This is a genomic window from Mycobacterium sp. P4_H6 (genome assembly GCF_056400845.1).
In genome coordinates this window covers 1-17624 of record NZ_JBFUKN010000115.1, presented here as the reverse complement: position 1 = coordinate 17624, position 17624 = coordinate 1, and the positions used below count along the sequence as shown (strand labels likewise).

The 17624-nt window shown below is 67.0% G+C and carries 18 protein-coding genes; 8 read left to right on the top strand and 10 right to left on the bottom strand.

The features are described 5' to 3' along the window. A partial coding sequence (locus tag AC1DTF_RS29495; RefSeq protein WP_477476610.1) for an esterase family protein occupies positions 1 to 1137 on the bottom strand: 1137 nt, incomplete at its 3' end. Between the two features lie 81 nt (positions 1138 to 1218). Further along, positions 1219 to 1965, bottom strand: coding sequence for a peroxide stress protein YaaA (gene yaaA, locus AC1DTF_RS29490; RefSeq protein ID WP_477476609.1), 747 nt, complete (start codon positions 1963 to 1965; stop codon positions 1219 to 1221). 505 nt (positions 1966 to 2470) lie between these two features. On the opposite strand from yaaA, the gene AC1DTF_RS29485 reads away from it, so the two are divergent. Continuing rightward, positions 2471 to 2728 carry a hypothetical protein gene (locus tag AC1DTF_RS29485; RefSeq protein ID WP_057165440.1) on the top strand — a complete coding sequence of 86 codons (258 nt, stop codon included), beginning with the start codon at positions 2471 to 2473 and terminating at the stop codon, positions 2726 to 2728. 5 nt (positions 2729 to 2733) lie between these two features. On the opposite strand, the gene AC1DTF_RS29480 is transcribed toward AC1DTF_RS29485, so the two are convergent. Next, positions 2734 to 3408, bottom strand: coding sequence for a FadR/GntR family transcriptional regulator (locus AC1DTF_RS29480; protein ID WP_057165439.1), 675 nt, complete (start codon positions 3406 to 3408; stop codon positions 2734 to 2736). A gap of 47 nt (positions 3409 to 3455) precedes the next feature. Between AC1DTF_RS29480 and AC1DTF_RS29475 the strand changes: the two genes are divergently transcribed. Further along, the gene (locus tag AC1DTF_RS29475; protein ID WP_477476608.1) at positions 3456 to 4706 is read left to right on the top strand and encodes an MFS transporter; all 1251 of its coding nucleotides are present in this window, start codon (positions 3456 to 3458) and stop codon (positions 4704 to 4706) included. Positions 4707 to 4719: 13 nt separating this feature from the next. On the opposite strand, the gene AC1DTF_RS29470 is transcribed toward AC1DTF_RS29475, so the two are convergent. The 5 genes from AC1DTF_RS29470 to AC1DTF_RS29450 all read right to left on the bottom strand — a co-directional run bounded on the left by AC1DTF_RS29470 (position 4720) and on the right by AC1DTF_RS29450 (position 9718). After that, positions 4720 to 5280 (bottom strand): C40 family peptidase, encoded by a 561-nt coding sequence (locus tag AC1DTF_RS29470; protein ID WP_057165438.1) that lies wholly within the window; start codon positions 5278 to 5280, stop codon positions 4720 to 4722. Positions 5281 to 5608: 328 nt separating this feature from the next. After that, positions 5609 to 6049, bottom strand: a complete 441-nt coding sequence (locus AC1DTF_RS29465; RefSeq protein WP_082613974.1) for a DUF5078 domain-containing protein — start codon at positions 6047 to 6049, stop codon at positions 5609 to 5611. An 8-nt stretch (positions 6050 to 6057) separates the two neighbouring features. Further along, the gene (locus tag AC1DTF_RS29460; RefSeq protein ID WP_477476607.1) at positions 6058 to 6387 is read right to left on the bottom strand and encodes a DUF732 domain-containing protein; all 330 of its coding nucleotides are present in this window, start codon (positions 6385 to 6387) and stop codon (positions 6058 to 6060) included. A gap of 2 nt (positions 6388 to 6389) precedes the next feature. Then, a complete protein-coding gene (locus tag AC1DTF_RS29455; RefSeq protein ID WP_477476606.1) occupies positions 6390 to 9287 on the bottom strand; it encodes an MMPL/RND family transporter in 2898 nt (965 codons plus the stop codon). Next, on the bottom strand, positions 9284 to 9718 hold the full coding sequence (locus AC1DTF_RS29450) for an MmpS family transport accessory protein (RefSeq protein ID WP_477476605.1): 435 nt from the start codon (positions 9716 to 9718) through the stop codon (positions 9284 to 9286). Before AC1DTF_RS29450 ends, AC1DTF_RS29455 begins: the two co-directional genes overlap by 4 nt. Before the next feature lie 387 nt (positions 9719 to 10105). Between AC1DTF_RS29450 and AC1DTF_RS29445 the strand changes: the two genes are divergently transcribed. From AC1DTF_RS29445 to AC1DTF_RS29435, 3 genes are all read left to right on the top strand, one after another. Next, the gene (locus AC1DTF_RS29445) at positions 10106 to 10654 is read left to right on the top strand and encodes a hypothetical protein (protein ID WP_477476604.1); all 549 of its coding nucleotides are present in this window, start codon (positions 10106 to 10108) and stop codon (positions 10652 to 10654) included. 154 nt (positions 10655 to 10808) lie between these two features. Next, positions 10809 to 11996, top strand: coding sequence for an acyltransferase family protein (locus tag AC1DTF_RS29440; protein ID WP_477476603.1), 1188 nt, complete (start codon positions 10809 to 10811; stop codon positions 11994 to 11996). Between the two features lie 75 nt (positions 11997 to 12071). Beyond that, the gene (locus AC1DTF_RS29435; protein WP_477476602.1) at positions 12072 to 12755 is read left to right on the top strand and encodes an Rv0518 family GDSL lipase; all 684 of its coding nucleotides are present in this window, start codon (positions 12072 to 12074) and stop codon (positions 12753 to 12755) included. Here AC1DTF_RS29435 and AC1DTF_RS29430 read toward each other — a convergent pair. After that, entirely contained in the window at positions 12752 to 13411 is a 660-nt protein-coding gene (locus tag AC1DTF_RS29430; RefSeq protein WP_477476601.1) for an MOSC domain-containing protein, read from the bottom strand. The two genes, AC1DTF_RS29435 and AC1DTF_RS29430, sit on opposite strands and share 4 nt — an antisense overlap. 54 nt (positions 13412 to 13465) lie before the next feature. Between AC1DTF_RS29430 and AC1DTF_RS29425 the strand changes: the two genes are divergently transcribed. The 3 genes from AC1DTF_RS29425 (at position 13466) to AC1DTF_RS29415 (ending at position 16905) form a co-directional block, all read left to right on the top strand. Next, positions 13466 to 14608 carry an alkaline phosphatase family protein gene (locus tag AC1DTF_RS29425; protein WP_477476600.1) on the top strand — a complete coding sequence of 381 codons (1143 nt, stop codon included), beginning with the start codon at positions 13466 to 13468 and terminating at the stop codon, positions 14606 to 14608. A 76-nt stretch (positions 14609 to 14684) separates the two neighbouring features. Then, a complete protein-coding gene (locus AC1DTF_RS29420; protein WP_477476599.1) occupies positions 14685 to 15644 on the top strand; it encodes an o-succinylbenzoate synthase in 960 nt (319 codons plus the stop codon). 4 nt (positions 15645 to 15648) lie between these two features. Next, on the top strand, positions 15649 to 16905 hold the full coding sequence (locus tag AC1DTF_RS29415) for a cytochrome P450 (RefSeq protein WP_477476598.1): 1257 nt from the start codon (positions 15649 to 15651) through the stop codon (positions 16903 to 16905). Between the two features lie 17 nt (positions 16906 to 16922). On the opposite strand, the gene AC1DTF_RS29410 is transcribed toward AC1DTF_RS29415, so the two are convergent. After that, on the bottom strand, positions 16923 to 17624 hold a 702-nt coding region (locus AC1DTF_RS29410), incomplete at its 5' end, for an HNH endonuclease signature motif containing protein (protein ID WP_477476597.1).

Below are 17624 nucleotides of genomic sequence, written 5' to 3'. Positions count from 1 at the left end.
CACACGAACAGCCGGGGCCGCCGGGGCCGGCGCGACGGGGACTCGGACCGCAGGTGCCGGAGCCACGGGTGCCGCCACGGCGGGAGCCGGTAGTACGGGGGCGACGGCGGGAACCGGCAGCCCCGCGGCGGGCGGCACCGGTGCGGGCAGCGGCGGGGGAGCGGGCGGCGTCACACCGAGCACGCGCAGCAGATCGGGTTTCATCGCCTGCAACTGGGAGCCCCAGTAGCCCCAGCTGTGGGTGCCGTCCTTGGGGAAATTGAAGACCCCGTTGCGGCCGCCGGCCGCCAGATACCGTTGCTGGAAGGTCTTATTGGTGTTCAGCGTGATGTTTTCCAGGAACTGGGAGCTGAACATGCCGCCGAAATCGCCCGCGTTGTCGAGTTCGGAGGGTGTGCCGTCACCGCAGTACACCCAGACCGCGGTGCGGTTGGCGGCCAGCATGCCGACATTGACCATCGGGTCGTTGCGGCGCCAGGCCGGATCGCTGGTCTGTCCCCACATGTTGGTGGCGTTGTAACCGCCGGCATCGCGCATCGCCAGGCCGATCAAGGTCGGCCACAGCCCCAGCGAGGGGTTGACGAAACCGGACAGCGATCCGGCGAAGATGAACTGGGCGGGGTGCCAGATGGCCAGCGTCAGCGCGGAACCACCCGACATCGACAGTCCGACAACGGCATTGCCCACCGGGCTGACCCCACGGTTGGCGGCCAGCCAGCCCGGCAGCTCCTGGGTCAGGAAGGTCTCCCACTTGTAGGTGAGGGTGCCTGCGGCGCCGGTGGCGGGTTGATACCAGTCGGAGTAGAAGCTGGATTGCCCGCCGACGGGCATCACCATCGACAGCCCGGAGTCGTGATACCACTCGAAGGCGGCGGTGTTGATGTCCCATCCGCTGAAATCGTCCTGTGCGCGCAGGCCGTCGAGAAGGTAGATGGCATGCGGTCCGCCGCCCTGGAACTCGACGCGGATGTTGCGGCCCATGGCCGCGGAAGGAATGTCCAGTTGTTCGATGGGCAGGCCGGGGCGGGAGAACGCGGCGGCGGGTGGTGCGCCGGCCAGCGACCCGAGGAGCATCGTCGCGAGAGCGGCGGACATGCCCCGGCGCAGCCACCGACGCATCGTTGTCGAAGGCGTCATGCACGGCAAGTTAACAAAACCACGATGGCGACCGGTCGTCCGACGCGGGCCGTGATCGCGTTGTGATGTCACGGTTTTGACTCAGGCCGGCACGACGACAACCAGATCGTTGCCGTTGCGCTCGACTCGCATGCCGGCTTTTCGCGCGACGGCAGCGACCTTGGTCGCGTCGTCGGGTTCGGACCTGCTGGTGACCAGCGCGCGGGCCAGCTTGCCCTTGTGCGCCTTGTTGAAATGGCTGACGACCGTGCGGTGTCCGTCGGCGTGCTCGGCCAGCACGTTGACCCGGACCGCGCTGTCGAGCCGGCCGAGCGCGGCGTACGAACCCGAGCGCAGATCGACGACCAGTTCTTCCTCGGCGATCTCGGCCAGCGCCGGTTCGAGCACGGGTTTCCAGCGGGCCGCCAGTGTCGGCCGGCCCGGGAGTTTGGCGGAGGCAGACAATCGGTACGGCGGTACCGGATCATCGGCGCGGAGCAGACCGAAGAGCGCCGATCCGACGGCGAGCCGGGCCCGAGCCCGGGCCGCGCTCGCTCCGCGCAGTGATCCGACGTCGAGGGCGTCGTAGAGCACACCGGTGTAGCGATCGATCGCCGCCAGGGTCGGGGTGGTCATGAGTGTGGCGTTGCGTTCGATCTCGGCATCCTGCTTCGCGGTCAGGCCGAGAGCCCGGCGACAGGCGGGGACATCGGCGGCCAGCGCGGCGACTTCGCCGGTGAGTTCGGTGCGTACACCGGTCAGCGCGGGGAAACTGAGTCGGTCGAGTCGCAGTGGTGGGCCGTCGCCCCCGGATCTCTTCGTTTCCGACGGCGGCAGCAGCACGATCACGCTGAGAGGTTAGCCGAGCGCGGATCGGCGGCCGACCGCGCCGTCCGAGCAAGCGCTTGGTGTCGCGACGCGACAAATGCAGATGAGTTAGCTGCATTCCGCGCCTTTGCCTCCAGGTGCAAAAGCCGGTTCTCCCGAGGTGGTGCCAGAGAACGAAAACCTTGGGTCGGCCCTCAGATAAAGCATTGACAATGGTGCATTCATATTCGACTATCGGCGTGTTCGATCAGGTGAGGATCGGTGCGGGGGTCGATCGAGGTTTGTTGCAACTGCGGTGCAGAAGGATCGCAGAAGGATTGCAGAACGATGCAAAGGATCCGGTAGTGGAGTCGACGCGCAGGAAGTCTGCGATCATGGACACCGGACGGCGCGCGGTTGCTCAGCGCGGTGTGTTAGCTGCCGCCGTTGTTCATTCGGCCAAGCGCGTTGACTCCGCAAATTCCGGGTCCACGATTCGATCGCACGACGGCCGCCTGCGGCCGCCGCAGATGACAGGGGAGCTCTCGTGACAGCTCAGGACATTGTCGGCGCCGAGCCCGGAGGCTCCGACGATCAGGGAATCGCGGTGGATGTGCGGGTACGGGTGCATGCCGGTACCGATGACGAGGAACTCGGTCTCGTCGTCGACGACTTCGGTGACAGCGCGGGCTACTCGGTGGACATCGGTGACAACCACATCGCCGATCCCGCTCGCCGATGGGCGGTGCTCCTCGACACGGGATCGCTGACCTTCGTCAACAGCGACGCCCTCACCCCGGAGTAACCGGGTCAGCCTCGGTCGGGAAGCCGATCGAGCAGTTCGTCGAGGAAACCGCCCGCTTCGCGGCCCGCTCGTGCGGTGTCCTGCGCGGCGATCGCCTCGATCAGCCCCCGGTGCCGGGCGAATTCGGAGATCGGTTGTACCTCTTTGGTGGTGATCACACTCGCCGACACCACCTCGGTGAGACCCCGGTAGAGCTCGGTGAGCACGGGATTGTGTGAACTCTTCACCACGGCGAAGTGCAGTTCGGCGTCCGCTCGGGCGAAGTCGTCGCCGCCTCCCTCGCGCAGCGCCTCGCTGCGATCGAGTAGCTTCCACAGCTCATCGAGGTCGTCGGCTGTCCGCGCGGTCGCGGCCAGCCGTGCCCCCTCGACCTCCAGGCAGCGACGTACCTGCAGCACGTCGCGAAACTCGGTGCCGCACAACCGCTGAAGCGCTCCGGAGACCTCGCTGGTGGCCCGGACATAGGTGCCGTCGCCTTGTCGGACCTCGAGGATGCCGCTGTGGGCGAGCGCCCGGACAGCTTCGCGAACGGTGTTGCGGCCGACACCCAGTGTCTCGGCGAGTGCGGGCTCGGTCGGGATCCTGGTGTCGACCGGCCATTCGCCGGCGCTGACCGAGGAACGCAGCTGCTCGATGACCTGGTCGACCAGTCCGGTGCGGCGCGTGGTGGCCAAAGGCACAAAAACCCCTTTCATCCAATCATGGGATGTATGGCAGGCTAATGCAGGTGAATGGAAGTCGCCACACGAGTGCGCTCAACGACCTCGAACCCGGCCTCGAGGGCTCGGTGGAGTTGCGGCCCGCCGAGGTGGCGGCCGGCGGCGCGCTGCTGGTCGTGGCGGTCGTTCTCACCGCGTTGAACCTGCGGCCCGCGATCACCAGCGTGGGGCCGTTGCTCAGGGACATGCGAGACGACCTGGGCACCTCGGCACTGTGGGCCGGGCTGCTGACGACCCTGCCGGGACTGTGTTTCGCGGCCGCCGGCCTGACGGCGCCGTGGCTGGCCCGCCGTTTCGGCATCGGTTCGGCGATCGCCGCCGCGCTGCTGGTTCTCACCACAGGTCTGTTGCTCCGGGTGATCGACGGTCCACACGTCGTCATCGGGGGCACGCTGGTCGCCACCGCGGGCATCGCGCTGATCAACGTGCTCATCCCGGTGGTGATCAAAGGTTCATTCCCCGCCCGGATCGGTCTGATGACGGGCATCTACACCGCCGCACTGCAGGGCGGCGGAGCTGCCGGTTCGGCCCTCACACCGGCGCTCGACGAGATGCTCGGCGGCTGGAGATTCGCGTTGGGCGCCTGGGCCGTGCTGGCGGCCGCGGCGCTGATCTTGTGGCTCATCGCGATGCAGCGCCGCCGGGCCGCCGCCGGGCCCACTCCGCGGGCCCAGACCGTGGTTGCGCAGGGGCGTTCCCTGCTGCGCAGCCGGCTGGCCTGGATCATCACCGGATTCTTCGGTTGCCAGTCGCTGATGGCCTACGTGGTGATGGGCTGGCTCCCGCAGGTCTTCATCGACAACGGCATGAGCAAGGGCGATGCCGGCCTGCTCCTGGGTCTCAACGCGGTGATCGCGGTGCCGATCAGCATCGTGGTCGCCCCGATGGCCGCGCGGCGGCCGAGTCAGAGTGGCTGGATCGTCGGACTGGGACTGCTCGGCATCACCGGTGTCGCGGGTCTGGCGATCGCGCCCGCCGCCGCACCCCTGCTGTGGACAGTCCTGCTCGGGCTCGGGATGAGTGTGTTCTCGCTCGCGTTGGCGGTGATCGCGCTGCGGGCCCGGACCGCCGAGGACACCGCCCGGCTCTCCGGGATGGTCCAGGGTCTGGGATATCTGCTGGCCGGCGTCGGACCGTTCGTGTTCGGTCTACTGCATGAACTCAGCGGCGGGTGGACGGTGCCATGGGTGATGTTGTTGGTCGTCTACGTCATCCAGATCGTCCTGGGGGCCCTCGCGGGCCGGCCCAGGTTCGTCTAGCTCTGGCGGGCCGCTACAGCGGGAACGACGCCGGGGCGGGCGGCGGGGGCGCCATCGGATCCAGCGGAGCCGGCGGGGGCGGAACGTCCAGCGGCACGGGTGCCATGGCGTCGGCGGGCGGGGGCGGCAGTTCACCCGGGGCCGGCGGGACGAAGCCGGGCGGGGGCGGCGGGATCATGCCGTCGGGCGCCGGCTGCGCCGCGGGATCCATCGGCAGATACATGTGCTTGGTGAACTGGGCCTGGTAGGCACCGCCGCCGCCGACCTTGACGCCGCCACCCTCACCGGAGGACACCGGGGTGCCGTCGGGCAGCGTGACGGCTGTGTGGCTGCCGTTCCAGCCGATGACGAGCGCGCCGGGCTGGGTGCCGTACTGGAAGCCGCGGGCAAGCAGCGCGCCTTCCTGGTTTCCGGTGTTGAACCGGTCGCCGAAAACCGGTCGATTCGTGGCGGCGTTACTGACCCATGATGCGAGGCCCGAGCAATCGGTCCCCGCGGGGGAATCCCCGCCCGAGATGTATGGCGTCCCTGACACCTGGCTCACAAGCGCCAGAAGTGAAGCTACAGCAAACATGCGGACGGACGTTAACAGAGCACTTTGCAACCGGGCAAAATTCTGTGACCCCCTTCACATCTCGGCAAACGCCCAGCGCAACTCACAAAATGACGTCTGAACAGCCTTGTCCGGGGCTGTGATTCAGTGGCGTTGGTGCACTGATCTTGAGTTCTCGCAAAGACTGTGCGGGTCCGGCATTGCCGCCCGCGCGAATGCGAAACATGTTGGGCCGGTGCGCCATCCAAAAACGCTGAGGCGCAACGTATCCGGATTGCTCATCCAGGTACGCAAAATGGCTGCCCCGAGAAGTGTGGGAGCAGCCATTTCGTGGGACTCGGCGTGGGATCTACCAGACCCAGACGGACATGTCGTCGGGTGGGTAGTTCATGCAGACGGCGGTGGAGTGGGCGACGACGCCTTTGTTGTTGAAGAAGATCTTGGCCCAGTTGGGCCAGTTCCAGGCCARCTGTTCGTAGAAGGCGTTGGTGGCGGTGTCTTCGGAGTATTGGCGGCGGCCGGCGTAGTCCATGGAGAAGAACCAGTGGATGCGGTCCTGGACGGCGCGGTGCACCTCGGGGGACTTGTTGTTGTAGTCGATCATGTAGCGCTCGTAGTAGACCGGGTCGGTGTCGCGGGTGGCGGCCAGGATCTGCTCGGCGGTGCACGGGGTGTGCAGGATCTTGCGGGGGATGGGGTAGTCCTCGGTGGCGTCGGCGGACGCGGTGGGGGCCAGGGTGAGGGCGGCGGCCGCGGCCAGGGCTGCCARGCTCAGCTTCTTGAGTTTCATCATCTTCCCTACTGTTGCGTGAGCAGGACGCGTTTGTCGGGGCAGTAGTAGTTCATTGCCGCGCCGAGGAATTGGTAGGCCTGTTCGGTGCTGGAACCGCGTAGCAGTTGGTCGGAGACGAACTTCGCGGAGTCCTGTGCGGTGATGTCGACGCCGCGGTCGAGGCGTTTGCAGGCGATCTTGCCGATCCAGGCGTTGAAGTCCTTCTGCCCGTAGATGCCGTAGGTGTGCAACTCCTTGGCGAAGTCACTGTCCGGGTCGGCCTGCGCCGGAGCCGCCAGCGCGATACACGCCGCGACCAGCGCACCCGATACTGCGGCCAGCTTGCTCGATTTCATCACTAACCCCTGTCTGGTTCGGGCGCACCTGCGGTGACCGGCTGTCTGGGCCACGGTTGTGGCAACGGGCGCTGGCGCACCCGCTGCGGCCACCAGAACCACTTGCCCAGCAGCGCCGCGATGGCCGGTGTCATGAACGCCCGGATCACCAATGTGTCGAACAGTAGACCGAGACCGATCGTCGTACCGACCTGCCCGATCACCGTCAGCTCGCTGACCGCCATGGACATCATGGTGAACGCGAACACCAGGCCGGCCGATGTCACCACCGAACCGGTGCCGCCCATGGCCCGGATGATGCCGGTGTTCACGCCGGCCTGTATCTCTTCCTTGAGGCGCGCCACCAACAACAGGTTGTAGTCCGCGCCGACGGCCAGCAGCACGATCACCGCCATTGCGAGCACCATCCAGTGCAGCGGGATCCCGATGATGTGCTGCCAGATCAACACCGAGAGCCCGAATGCGGAACCGAGCGAGACGGTGACCGTGCCCACGATGACGGCGGCGGCCACCACGCTGCGGGTGATGATCAGCATGATGATGAAAATCAGCCCGATGGAGGCGATTCCGGCGATGATCAGATCCCACTTGGACCCTTCGGCCATGTCCTTGAACACCGAAGCGGTGCCGGCGAGATAGACCTTGGAACCCTCCAGCGGGGTGCCCTTGATGGCTTCCTTCGCCGCCTGTTTGATCGCCTCGATATGAGCGATGCCCTCCGGGCTCATCGGGTCGCTCTCGTGGCTGATGATGAAGCGCACCGCATGCCCGTTGGGGGACAGGAAGCTCTTCATACCGCGCTTGAAGTCTTCGTTCTCGAAAGTCTCCGGAGGCAGGTAGAACGAGTCGTCGTTCTGGGCGGCATCGAAGGCCTCACCCATGGCCGACGAATTGTCCTGCATCGCCGACATCTGATCCTGTATGCCCTTCTGGGTCTGATACATGGTCAGCATGTAGGTCTTCATGTTCTTCATCGTCGCGAGCATCGACGGCATGATCGCCACCATCTGCGGCATCAAGGTATCCAGGCGTTCCATGTCCGGGATGAGGTCCTCGATGCCGTCGGTCATCACGTCGATGCCGTCGAGGGTGTCGAAGATCGAGCGCAGCGCCCAGCAGCCGGGAATGTTGAAGCAGTGCGGTTCCCAGTAGAAGTAGTTGCGGAGCGGCCGGAAGAAATCGTCGAAATTGGAGATGTTGTCCCGCAATTCGGCGATGTCGAGCGTCATCGCCTTCATCTTGACGACCATCGAATGCGTGGTTGCGGCCATCTGCACGGTGATGTCGTTCATCTTCGACATGTTGTCGATGGTCGACTGCATATCGTCGGCCTGCTTGAGCATGTTGGCCATCATGTCCTGCTGGTACTTCTCGTTCATCTTCTGCGTGGTGCCCTGCATGCTGATCTGGAACGGGATCGAGGTGTGCTCGATCGGGGTTCCCTGCGGGCGGGTGATGGCCTGCACGCGGCCGACCCCGGGCACCCGGAAGACGGACTTCGCGATCTTGTCGATCACCAGGAAGTCCGCGGAGTTGCGCAGATCGTGGTCGCTCTCGATGAGCAGCAGTTCGGGATTCATCCTGGCCTGCGAGAAATGCCGGTCGGCCGCGGCATAGCCGACCTGCGCGGGAAGATCGGTGGGAAGGTACTGGCGGTCGTTGTAATTGGTCTGGTAGCCGGGCAGCGCCAGCAGACCGATCATGGACAGCGCGATCGTTCCGACCAGCACCGGTCCGGGCCACCGCACGATGACCGCGCCGATCTTGCGCCAACCGCGGGTGCGCATGGTGCGCTTGGGTTCCAGGGTCTTGCCGAACCTGGTGACGACCGAGATGACGGCGGGTCCCAGCGTCAGCGCCGCGAGAACGGCCACCACCATGCCGATGGACAACGGAATGCCCAGCGACGTGAAATACGGAAGCTTGGTGAAATGCAGGCAGAACGTGGCGCCCGCGATGGTCAGACCCGAGCCGAGCACGACGTGCGCGGTGCCGTGGAACATGGTGTAGTACGCGGTTTCCCGGTCCTCACCGTCCCCGCGGGCCTCCTGATATCTGCCTATCAGGAAGATCGCGTAGTCCGTGGACGCGGCGATCGCCAAGGTCACCAACAGGTTCACCGCGAACATCGAGAGACCGATGATCTCGTGGTAGCCCAGGAAGGCCACCACACCGCGGGTGATGCCGAGTTCGACGACGACCATGGCCAGCACCAGCACGGTGGTGACAAACGACCGGTAGATGATCAGCAGCATGATGATGATGACGGTGAACGTCAGCATCTCGATGACCTGCACGCTGCGGTCGCTGGCGATGTGCTGGTCGGCCGCAAGTGCCGACGGGCCCGTGACGTACGCCTTCAGTCCGGGCGGTGGGGTGAGGCTGTCGACGATCTCCTGGGCCGCTTCCACCGACTCGTTGGCAAGTGCCTCGCCCTGGTTACCCGCGAGGTAGGCCTGGACATACGCGGCCTTGCCGTCGGCACTCTGCGCGCCGGAGGCGGTCAGCGGATCGCCCCAGAAATCCTGGATGTGCTCGACATGCTTGGTGTCGGCTTCCAGCTTGTCGATCATCTCGTCGTAGAACGTGTGCGCGGCCTCGCCCAGCGGCTCGTCGCCTTCGAGCACGATCATGATCGAGCTGTCGGACTTGAATTCTTCGAAGACGTTGCCGACACGCTTCATCGCGATCATCGACGGCGCGCTGTCCGGGCTCATCGACACCGCCCGCATCTGCCCGACGGTCTCCAGTTGCGGGACGACGGTGTTGAGCAGGAACAGCACCGCGATCCAGGCCAGGATGATCGGGACCGCCAGCGTGCGGATGGTGCGGGGGATGACTCCCCGGTGCTGCGGCTGCGCGGTCGGGAAGGCGTCGGTGCGGGGCTCGTTCGAGGTCATGCGCTCTTCACCAGGCAGTAGGTGTGCGCGCCGACACCGTCGACGGTGCGTTCGTCCTTCACCTCGTCATCGACGGTGATCCGGCAGGACAGCGTGCTGCCGTCGCCCTGCCCGGAGATCGTGGGGAACACCGAAGGCGCCGTGGTGCTCAGCGTGATCTCCCACGGCAGGGTGACGTTGTCGGCACGCACCGGACGGGCGTCGAGATCCATGTAGTTCACATTGGCCGTCGCGCCGGGCTGGCCCCACACCTCGTACTTGACGACCTTGGGGTCGAACGGCTCGGTGTCGTCGGAGGCGCTGTTCTCGGTCGAGATGTAGCCGGGGCCGGTCCCGAAAAAGGTGCGTACCCGCATCACGGTGAACGTCGCCACCAGGACCACAGCCACGATGACCAATGGGATCCACGCGCGTTTCAGAATCGTCGTCATCGAGATCGAGTTCCCCGTTGCCTTTTCTCACCTCGTCGTGACCGTCGGGAGCCGTCCAAGACCGGTCGAGGCCGGTGACTTTGAAAACTCTCACCTTCGCCACAGGTTAGCTTAGGTAAGCGAGAGCTTAGCTCATATAACAGAGTTGCGTCGCGCCGATATTGAGCGGGCGCACAGCGTGCGGGTCGCGCCCATCCCGCACCGCCTCCACCAGTGGTGATGGCGTCATCCCGAGCGCGCTTGGGTCGGCGCCGGGCGGACCGGCAGACGCTTTCAGCATCCTCTCAGTTACCTCTCAGCCCGGCCGCCGATCGCCGGTGGCCGCCTTCCTGTGACGGCACCCACCGAATTCCCGATTACGCCGATCCGGGCCTACCCTGGTGTGCCATGGGGTTCAAACTGCCGATGATCACCGCTGCCGGGCTGGCGCTCGCCGGACTGATCGCCGCGGGCCCGGCCGTCGCCGAGCCCACCGAGCCGGCACCCCCGGCTCCGCCCGTCAGCTCGGAACCGGCGCCCGATGCGCCGCCGCCGGCCACTCCGCTGAACGTCATCGACAAGGACGGCACCTACCGGGTCGGAATCGATATCGTGCCCGGTGTCTACGCCTCCGCCGGACCGTTCGCCGAGGGCACCTGCTCGTGGCGGCGGATGGCACCGGTGGTCACCGAGGGCGAACCCGGCGAGACGCTGGACCGGGCCTTCACCAAGCAGCCCCAGATCGTCGAGATCAAGGCTGACGACGGGTCGTTCAAGACCACCGGGTGCCAGACCTGGACGCTGACCAATCAGCCGCCGCCCGCGCCCGGTATGTCCCCGGTGCTGGCCGCACTGCAGTGGAAGCTCTACATGGACACGCTGAACCGCAACGCCGCGCAGTATGAGGCGAACCCGCCGCAACCTGCGCCCCCGCCGCCAGCCGCGCCCGGATCCTAGATTCCCAGCAACTGCCCGGCTGCGGGCTCCCACAACCGAACCGGTAGCGCTGTTATTCTTCGATGGCTGTCGGCTGTCTGGACGTTGGGGAGCGGTCCGCCCGGTCAGCGCGCGTAATCGCAAGTGAACAGCCGTAACCCGGGGAAAGAGTGTTGTGCGCAGCGGAGAAATAAAGGCCCTCACCGGTCTTCGTCTCTTCGCCGCCGTCTGGGTGGTGCTGTTCCATTTCCGCCCCCTGCTCGCGCAGGCGGTGCCCGACGTCAGCTCCGCGCTGGCGCCCGTGCTCGACAGCGGCGCTCAGGGCGTCGACCTGTTCTTCATCCTCAGCGGTTTCGTACTGGCCTGGAACTACCTGGACCGGATGGGGCCGTCGTGGTCGACGCGGGACACCCTGCATTTCCTGTGGATGCGGCTGGCCCGTGTGTGGCCCGTCTATCTGGTGACGCTGCACCTGGCCGCATTGTGGATCATCTTCACCCTCAACGTCGGACACGTCCCGGCGGAGAACGCCGACACCCTGACGGCCACCAGCTACATCCGACAGCTCTTCCTGGTGCAACTGTGGTTCCAGCCCTACTTCGACGGCTCCAGCTGGGACGGCCCGGCCTGGTCCATCAGTGCAGAATGGCTGGCCTATCTGACCTTCGGGTTCCTGGCGCTGGTGATCTTCCGGCTGGCGCGGGCCACCCGCGCCCGTAGCCTGCTGCTGCTGGCGTTCGCCACCACCCTGCCGCCGGTGATGTTCCTGCTCGCCAGCGGCCAGTTCTACACGCCGTGGAGCTGGCTGCCCCGCATCCTGCTGCAGTTCACCGCCGGGGCCATCGCGTGCGCGGCGGTGCGCCGGCTCGATCCCAGCGACCGCACCCGGATGCTGGCGGGCATCGGCTCGATGGCCCTGGTCGCGGCGATCATCGGCACCCTGTATTGGCTGGACGGGCATCCCATACCCGGGGTGCTCGACAGCGGTGGCGTCGTGGACCTGCTGTTCGTACCGCTGGTCGTGATGCTCGCCATCGGGGCCGGCACGCTGCCCAGGCTGCTGTCCGTCCGCGCGCTGGTCTACGGCGGGCAGATCTCGTTCAGCCTGTACATGGTTCACGAACTGGTGCACACCGCATGGAATTGGGCGGCACAGCAGTTCGAGCTGCGGCTGGAGGGTCCGGCCGGGCCGTGGTGGCTGACGGCGATCTTCGCGGTGACGCTGGCCTGTTCGGCGCTGCTGTATCACGTGGTGGAGGAGCCGGCCCGGCACTGGATGCGTCGGATGGTCGACATCCGGGGCACGGTGTCCAGAATGCACCCGGCCGACACCGACCGCGCCGAGTCGAAATTATCGGCCTGACGCGAATAGTTCTGTGCGGCAGTTCAACTGCCTGGTCCAGTAGGCTTACGCGGGTACTTCTAGCAGGAGGATGTCGTGCGTCGTGTGGCCGGTCTGGTGGTCTCGCTGGCCCTGTTGATCACCGCTTTCCCGCCCGCGGCGCCTTCGGTGCAGCTCGCAGGGCGGGAATCAGCGCTGAGCCGGGTCGCCGTCATCAGTGACTCCTACACCACCGGTACCGATCTCGGCGGTCTCGGCGCCAACGGATGGCCGGCACTGGCCTGGCGGATGTTGGCCGACCAGGGCAGATCGGTGACGGCCGATGTCGCCGCTGAGGGGCGTGCCGGCTACGGCGTGCGCGGTGACCACAACAGCACCTTCGGTGATCTGACCGCGCGGGCGGTCCGGCCCGATGACGCCCTGGTGGTGTTCTTCGGATCCCGCAATGATCAGCCGGTCGACGCGCTCGAGGTGGCCGGATTGGCCAGAAACGCTCTCGAACTCGCGCGCCGTCGGGCTCCCACGGCGCGCCTGCTGGTAATCGGTCCGCCGTGGCCCACCGCCGATGTTCCCGTTCGGATCACTCAGATCCGGGACGCACTGGCCGTCGTCGCCATGGCGTCGGGGGCCCGATTCGTCGACCCACTCGTCGAACGCTGGTTCGTCGGCAGGCCGGATCTGATCGCGGTCGACGGGGTGCACCCCACCGATACCGGGCACCGCTATCTGGCCGAGCGGATCGCCGGACTCATCGCGGCCGAACTGCCGCCGGTCCGCTAGGCGTTCGCGCGGCGGCGGGCCTTGTCCTTCAACGGTTCCGGCAGCGCGTCGGCGACCAGCAGTGACGGCAGCAGGCTGCGATCCTTCATCATCGCGCGGAACACCACAGCGATCGTCACACCGTGGCCGGGGCGCTCGAGGATCTCGACCGCATCGCCGGCACGCACCACACCCGGGGTGATGACCCGCAGATAGGCGCCCGGCGCCGCGCGGTTGGTGAAGGTCTTCATCCAGCCTTCGATCTCCAGCCAGGCAGCGAACGTCCGGCACGGTGTGCGGGGACGTGTGACCTCCAGCACCAGGCCGCCGTCACCGACGCGCCAGCGTTCACCGATGACCGCGTTGGTGACGTCGATGCCCGAGGTCGTCAGATTTTCACCGAAGACGCCGTTGCCGATTTCTCGGTCGAGTTCGCCCTCCCAGGCATCGAGATCCTCCCGGGCATAGGCGTACACGGCTTGGTCGTCGCCGCCGTGGTGCTTCTGCTCGCTCACCAGATCGCCGACCAGTCCGCTGCCCAGACCACCCCTCATGGGACCGGGTGCACGCACCTCGACCTCGGCGTCGGTGGGGCGCTTGTCGATACCGGTGGGCTTCTTCAAGGTATCGGGGTTGGTGCGCGGATTGGCGATGTTGACTGTCAGCACACTCGACATGCGGTCAGCCTAGTGCCACCCGATCGATACGGCCTTCCGCATAACCTGACAGCCATGTTCGTCACTCCGCGATATGGCGACGGCGCCCTCGCAGATCTTGTCCCATCGGTGCTCGGCGTGCTGGGGGTCGCCGGGGAGACCGATCGAGTCGGACTGGGACTCGATGGTGCGCGGCGGGTGGCGATCCTGCTCATCGACGGTATGGGCGCCGACCTGGTGGCCGCGCGCAGTGAGGTCGCACCATTCCTGGCCGGCCGACCCGCGCAGTCGCTGACGGCGGGTTTCCCGAGCACCACCGCGGCCAGTCTGGCCTCGTTGGGCACCGGACTACCCGCCGGTGAGCACGGTCTGGTCGGGTATCTGCTGGCGGTGCCCGATCACGATCGGCTGATGAACCCGCTCAAATGGCGGCTCATGGGCGAGGGGCCGAAGGTCGATCTGCTCAAAGAGATTGTCCCCGAGCAGTTTCAGCCGGTGGCGACGGCGTTCGAACGGGCCGCCGCCGACGGCGTGGTGGTGACGCAGGTGGCGCCGATGTATCAGGCGGGTTCGGGTCTGACCCGGGCGGCGTTGCGCGGCGGCGAGTTCCGGCCCACGTTCTCGTCCGGGGATCTGGTCGACGGGGTGATCGGCGCGCTCGGTGCGGGGCACCGCAGCCTGGTCTACGCCTACCACGGGGACCTGGATCTGACCGGGCACGTCCGGGGGCCTGCCTCCGAATCGTGGGCGCTGGAACTGCAGCAGATCGATCTGACCATCCGTCTGATCGCCGAGCGGTTGCCGCCGGGTTCCGCCCTGATCGTGACCGCCGACCACGGCATGGTGCACGTCGCGGATCCGGTCGACTTCGATCAGCGCGCCGAACTGCGCGCCGGTGTGCGTGGGCTGGGAGGGGAACCCCGTGCGCGGCATGTGTACACCGAAGCGGGCGCCGCGCCGGACGTGGCCGCGGCATGGCGGGACACGCTCGGCGACGACTTCACCGTCCTCACCCGCGCCGAGGTGATCGGCGCGGGCTGGTTCGGGCCGATCGTGCAGGCACGGGTGCAGCCACGGATCGGGGATGTCGTGGTGGTGGCCAACGGTGAGCGCGCGATCATCCGGTCGGGTGCCGAGCCGCTGCAGTCGCGGCTGGTCGGCCACCACGGTTCGTTGACGTCTGCCGAAATGCTGGTGCCGCTGTACACGATTCGGTGACGCCCCCGCCGCAGGCTCAACTAATTCCCCGTCGCTGCGCTCACCCCGGCAAGAACTCGGCTAGCCTGCAGGTCTTGTGCAGACGCTGATCGATCTGGACACCGCACCGGTGTTCGCCATCCCCGCGCGCGACGGCGCCACCATGCACGAAGGCGTCCTCGTCGAGGGACCGCAGGGCTGGGGCGAGTTCAGCCCGCCACCCGGGTGCCCGGACCATCTGCTCGTGCGCTGGCTGACCGCGGCCACCGAGCCCGGCACCGTCGGCTGGCCCGATGCCCGGCGCGGACGGGTGCCGGTCGCCGTCACCGTGTCCGCGACGGATCCGGCACGGGCTCATGAACTGGTGGCGGCATCCGGTTGCCGGACGGCGGCCGTCGAGGTGGCCGACCCCGCGCACGCCCTGGCCGATGATGTCGCCCGGATCGCGGCGGTGCGCGATGCGCTCGGCCCGGACGGCTTCATCCGCTGTGATGCCAAGGGCAGGTGGTCGGTCGATGCTGCGGTGGCAGCCATCCCGGCGCTCGATCGCGCGGCGGGTGGGCTCGAGTTCGTCCAGCAGCCGTGCCGGAGCACCGCGGAACTCGCCGCTGTGCGCCGCCGGGTTGGTGTGCGGATCGCGATCCACGAATCGCTGGAACAGTCGCTGGGAGATCCTGTACTGACCCAGGCCGCCGATGTTGCCGTGCTGCACTGCGGATCGCTCGGCGGGGTGCGCCGGGCGCTGCGCATCGCCGAATCGTGCGGCCTGCCGTGCACCGCCACCTCAGGGGTGGAAACCAGCATCGGGGTAGCAGTCGGTGTGGCGCTGGCCGGCGCCCTGCCCGAGTTTCCGTTCGCCGGCACCCTGGGGTCGGGATCGCTGCTGAGTGCGGACCTGGTGGCCGACTCCCGCAGACTGGTCCCGGTCGACGGGTTTCTGCCGGTCGCACCGATGTCGCCGGCGCCGTTGCCCGAGCTGCTGGAGCGGTACACGGTGACCGATCCGGCCCGAATCCGGTGGTGGCGGTCACGGCTGGAGAGCGCGATTGCACAATGAGGAGATGACTTCGGTGTCCGAACCGGCGGTCCTGCTCGGGCAGGCCCTTGCCCCGTCCAACCGTGTTGACCCCTACCCGGCGTACCGCGCGCTGCGCGAATACGGTCCGCTGCAGATCCCCGAGATCAGCCTGACCGTGTTGACCTCCTACGCCGACTGTGACGCCGCGATCCGGCATCCGGCATCGTCCAGCGATCGGATGAAGTCGGCCATCGCGCAACGCCAGATCGCCGCCGGCGAGGAACCGCGACCGTTCGGACTGGCCGGCCTGGTCGACAAGCGCCGCACCCCGGCCTTCCTGTTCCTGGATCCGCCCGACCACACCCGGCTGCGCAAGCTGGTGGCCAAGGCGTTCGCCCCGCGGGTGATCAACGAGCTGCGGAACGAGATCGTCGCCACCGTCGACGGACTGCTGGACACCGCGGAGGAACGCGGCGAGTTCGACGCCGTCACCGGCCTGGCGTACCCGGTGGCGGTCGCGGTGATCTGCCGGCTGCTCGGGGTGCCGGTCGAGGACGAACCGAAATTCGGGCATGCCTCCACGCTGCTCGCGCAGACGGTGGACCCGTTCCTCACGGCGACCGGTGATGTGCCGGAAGGGTTCACCGACCGCATCGAGGCCGGTAAGTGGCTGCGCAAGTACTTCCGGGAGTTGATCAGCCGCCGGCGCAGCAGTCCCGGTGATGATCTGATCTCCGCGATGATCGCGGTCGAGGAATCCGGTGACCAGCTCAGCGAGGACGAGATCATCTCGACCTGCAATCTGCTGCTGATCGCCGGACACGAGTCGACCGTGAGCCTGATGGCGACCTCGGTGCTCGCGATGCTGCGGGATCGCACGCAGTGGGCCGCGCTGGGTACCGATCCGTCGCGGGCATTGCGGGTGATCGAGGAGACGTTGCGCTTCGATCCGCCCGCTCAGCTGTTGGGCCGGGTGGCGGCCGAGGAGATGAGGCTGGGGGACACCGTGATCCCTCAGGGCGACACCATGATCGTGCTGCTGGCTGCCGCGCACCGTGATCCGGCGGCCAACCAGAATCCGGATGTCTTCGATCCCGACCGGGCCAACATCAAGCACCTCGGTTTCGGACATGGCGCCCATTTCTGCCTCGGTGCGCCGCTGGTGCGTCTAGAAGCCTCGATCGCGTTGTCCGCGGTGACGAAACGCTTCCCGAAGGCCGAACTCGGCGGTGACCCGCAGTACAAACCCAATGTGACGTTGCGCGGCATGCTGTCGCTGCCGGTGAATGTCTCCGGCTGAGCTGCTTCGGTCCTCGGTCAGAACGGCGGCGGATCGCTGTTGTTCTCAACGAGTTCTGCTGCGTTGCGCTGCCGCTCGGCTTTGATGCGTTGCGCACGATCCTGTGCGCGGGTGCGTTTTCGGGTCGGCATCCTGCTATCGCGGTCGGCGTCGTTAATCAGCCGGATGGCGCGTTTTCGGGGGATGGGTGTCTCGATGTTCCAGTGCGGGAACATGATTGCTGCCCCGGGTGCCTTGGTGTAGCTGTGCCCGGTCGGTGCTGACCAGTGGATGCGTCCGTCGGGTTGGGCGGTGGGTGTCCAGCCGCAGAAGGTTTTGATCAGGTGGTGCAGGCGGCACAGTGGTGCCAGGTTGCCGGGATGGGTGGCCCCGGCGGGCCATGGGGTCAGGTGGTCGAGGTCGCAGCGGTGCGCGGGCCGGTTGCAGCCCGGGAAGCTGCAGGTCATGGCGCGCATGCGCACGAAGGCGGTCAGTCCGGCCGAGGGCCGGTATTGGCGTTCGGCGGGCAGGTCGGCGATCTCGGAGAGCGGCTTTACTGTGGCGCCGGTGGCGGCGAGGTCGGCCAGCATGTTGGCGGGGATGATGGCGCCGTCGAGCGTGACGCCTGGGCTGGGGTTGCACGCCGCGGGTTCGGCGGGTTCGGCGCGGGCCGCAGGTTCGGCGGGCTCAGCGGGTTCGGATTCGGCCGCCGGAGTCTGCGGCTCACTCTCCGGTGCGGC

Bases quoted from the DNA above. Each gene is read 5' to 3' on its own strand.
- AC1DTF_RS29445 (WP_477476604.1), top strand. From the start codon at position 10,106: ATGGGGTTCAAACTGCCGATGATCACCGCTGCCGGGCTGGCGCTCGCC.
- AC1DTF_RS29415 (WP_477476598.1), top strand. From the start codon at position 15,649: ATGACTTCGGTGTCCGAACCGGCGGTCCTGCTCGGGCAGGCCCTTGCC.
- AC1DTF_RS29460 (WP_477476607.1), bottom strand. From the start codon at position 6,387: ATGAAATCGAGCAAGCTGGCCGCAGTATCGGGTGCGCTGGTCGCGGCG.
- AC1DTF_RS29470 (WP_057165438.1), bottom strand. From the start codon at position 5,280: ATGTTTGCTGTAGCTTCACTTCTGGCGCTTGTGAGCCAGGTGTCAGGG.
- AC1DTF_RS29455 (WP_477476606.1), bottom strand. From the start codon at position 9,287: ATGACCTCGAACGAGCCCCGCACCGACGCCTTCCCGACCGCGCAGCCG.
- AC1DTF_RS29450 (WP_477476605.1), bottom strand. From the start codon at position 9,718: ATGACGACGATTCTGAAACGCGCGTGGATCCCATTGGTCATCGTGGCT.
- AC1DTF_RS29430 (WP_477476601.1), bottom strand. From the start codon at position 13,411: ATGTCGAGTGTGCTGACAGTCAACATCGCCAATCCGCGCACCAACCCC.
- AC1DTF_RS29425 (WP_477476600.1), top strand. From the start codon at position 13,466: ATGTTCGTCACTCCGCGATATGGCGACGGCGCCCTCGCAGATCTTGTC.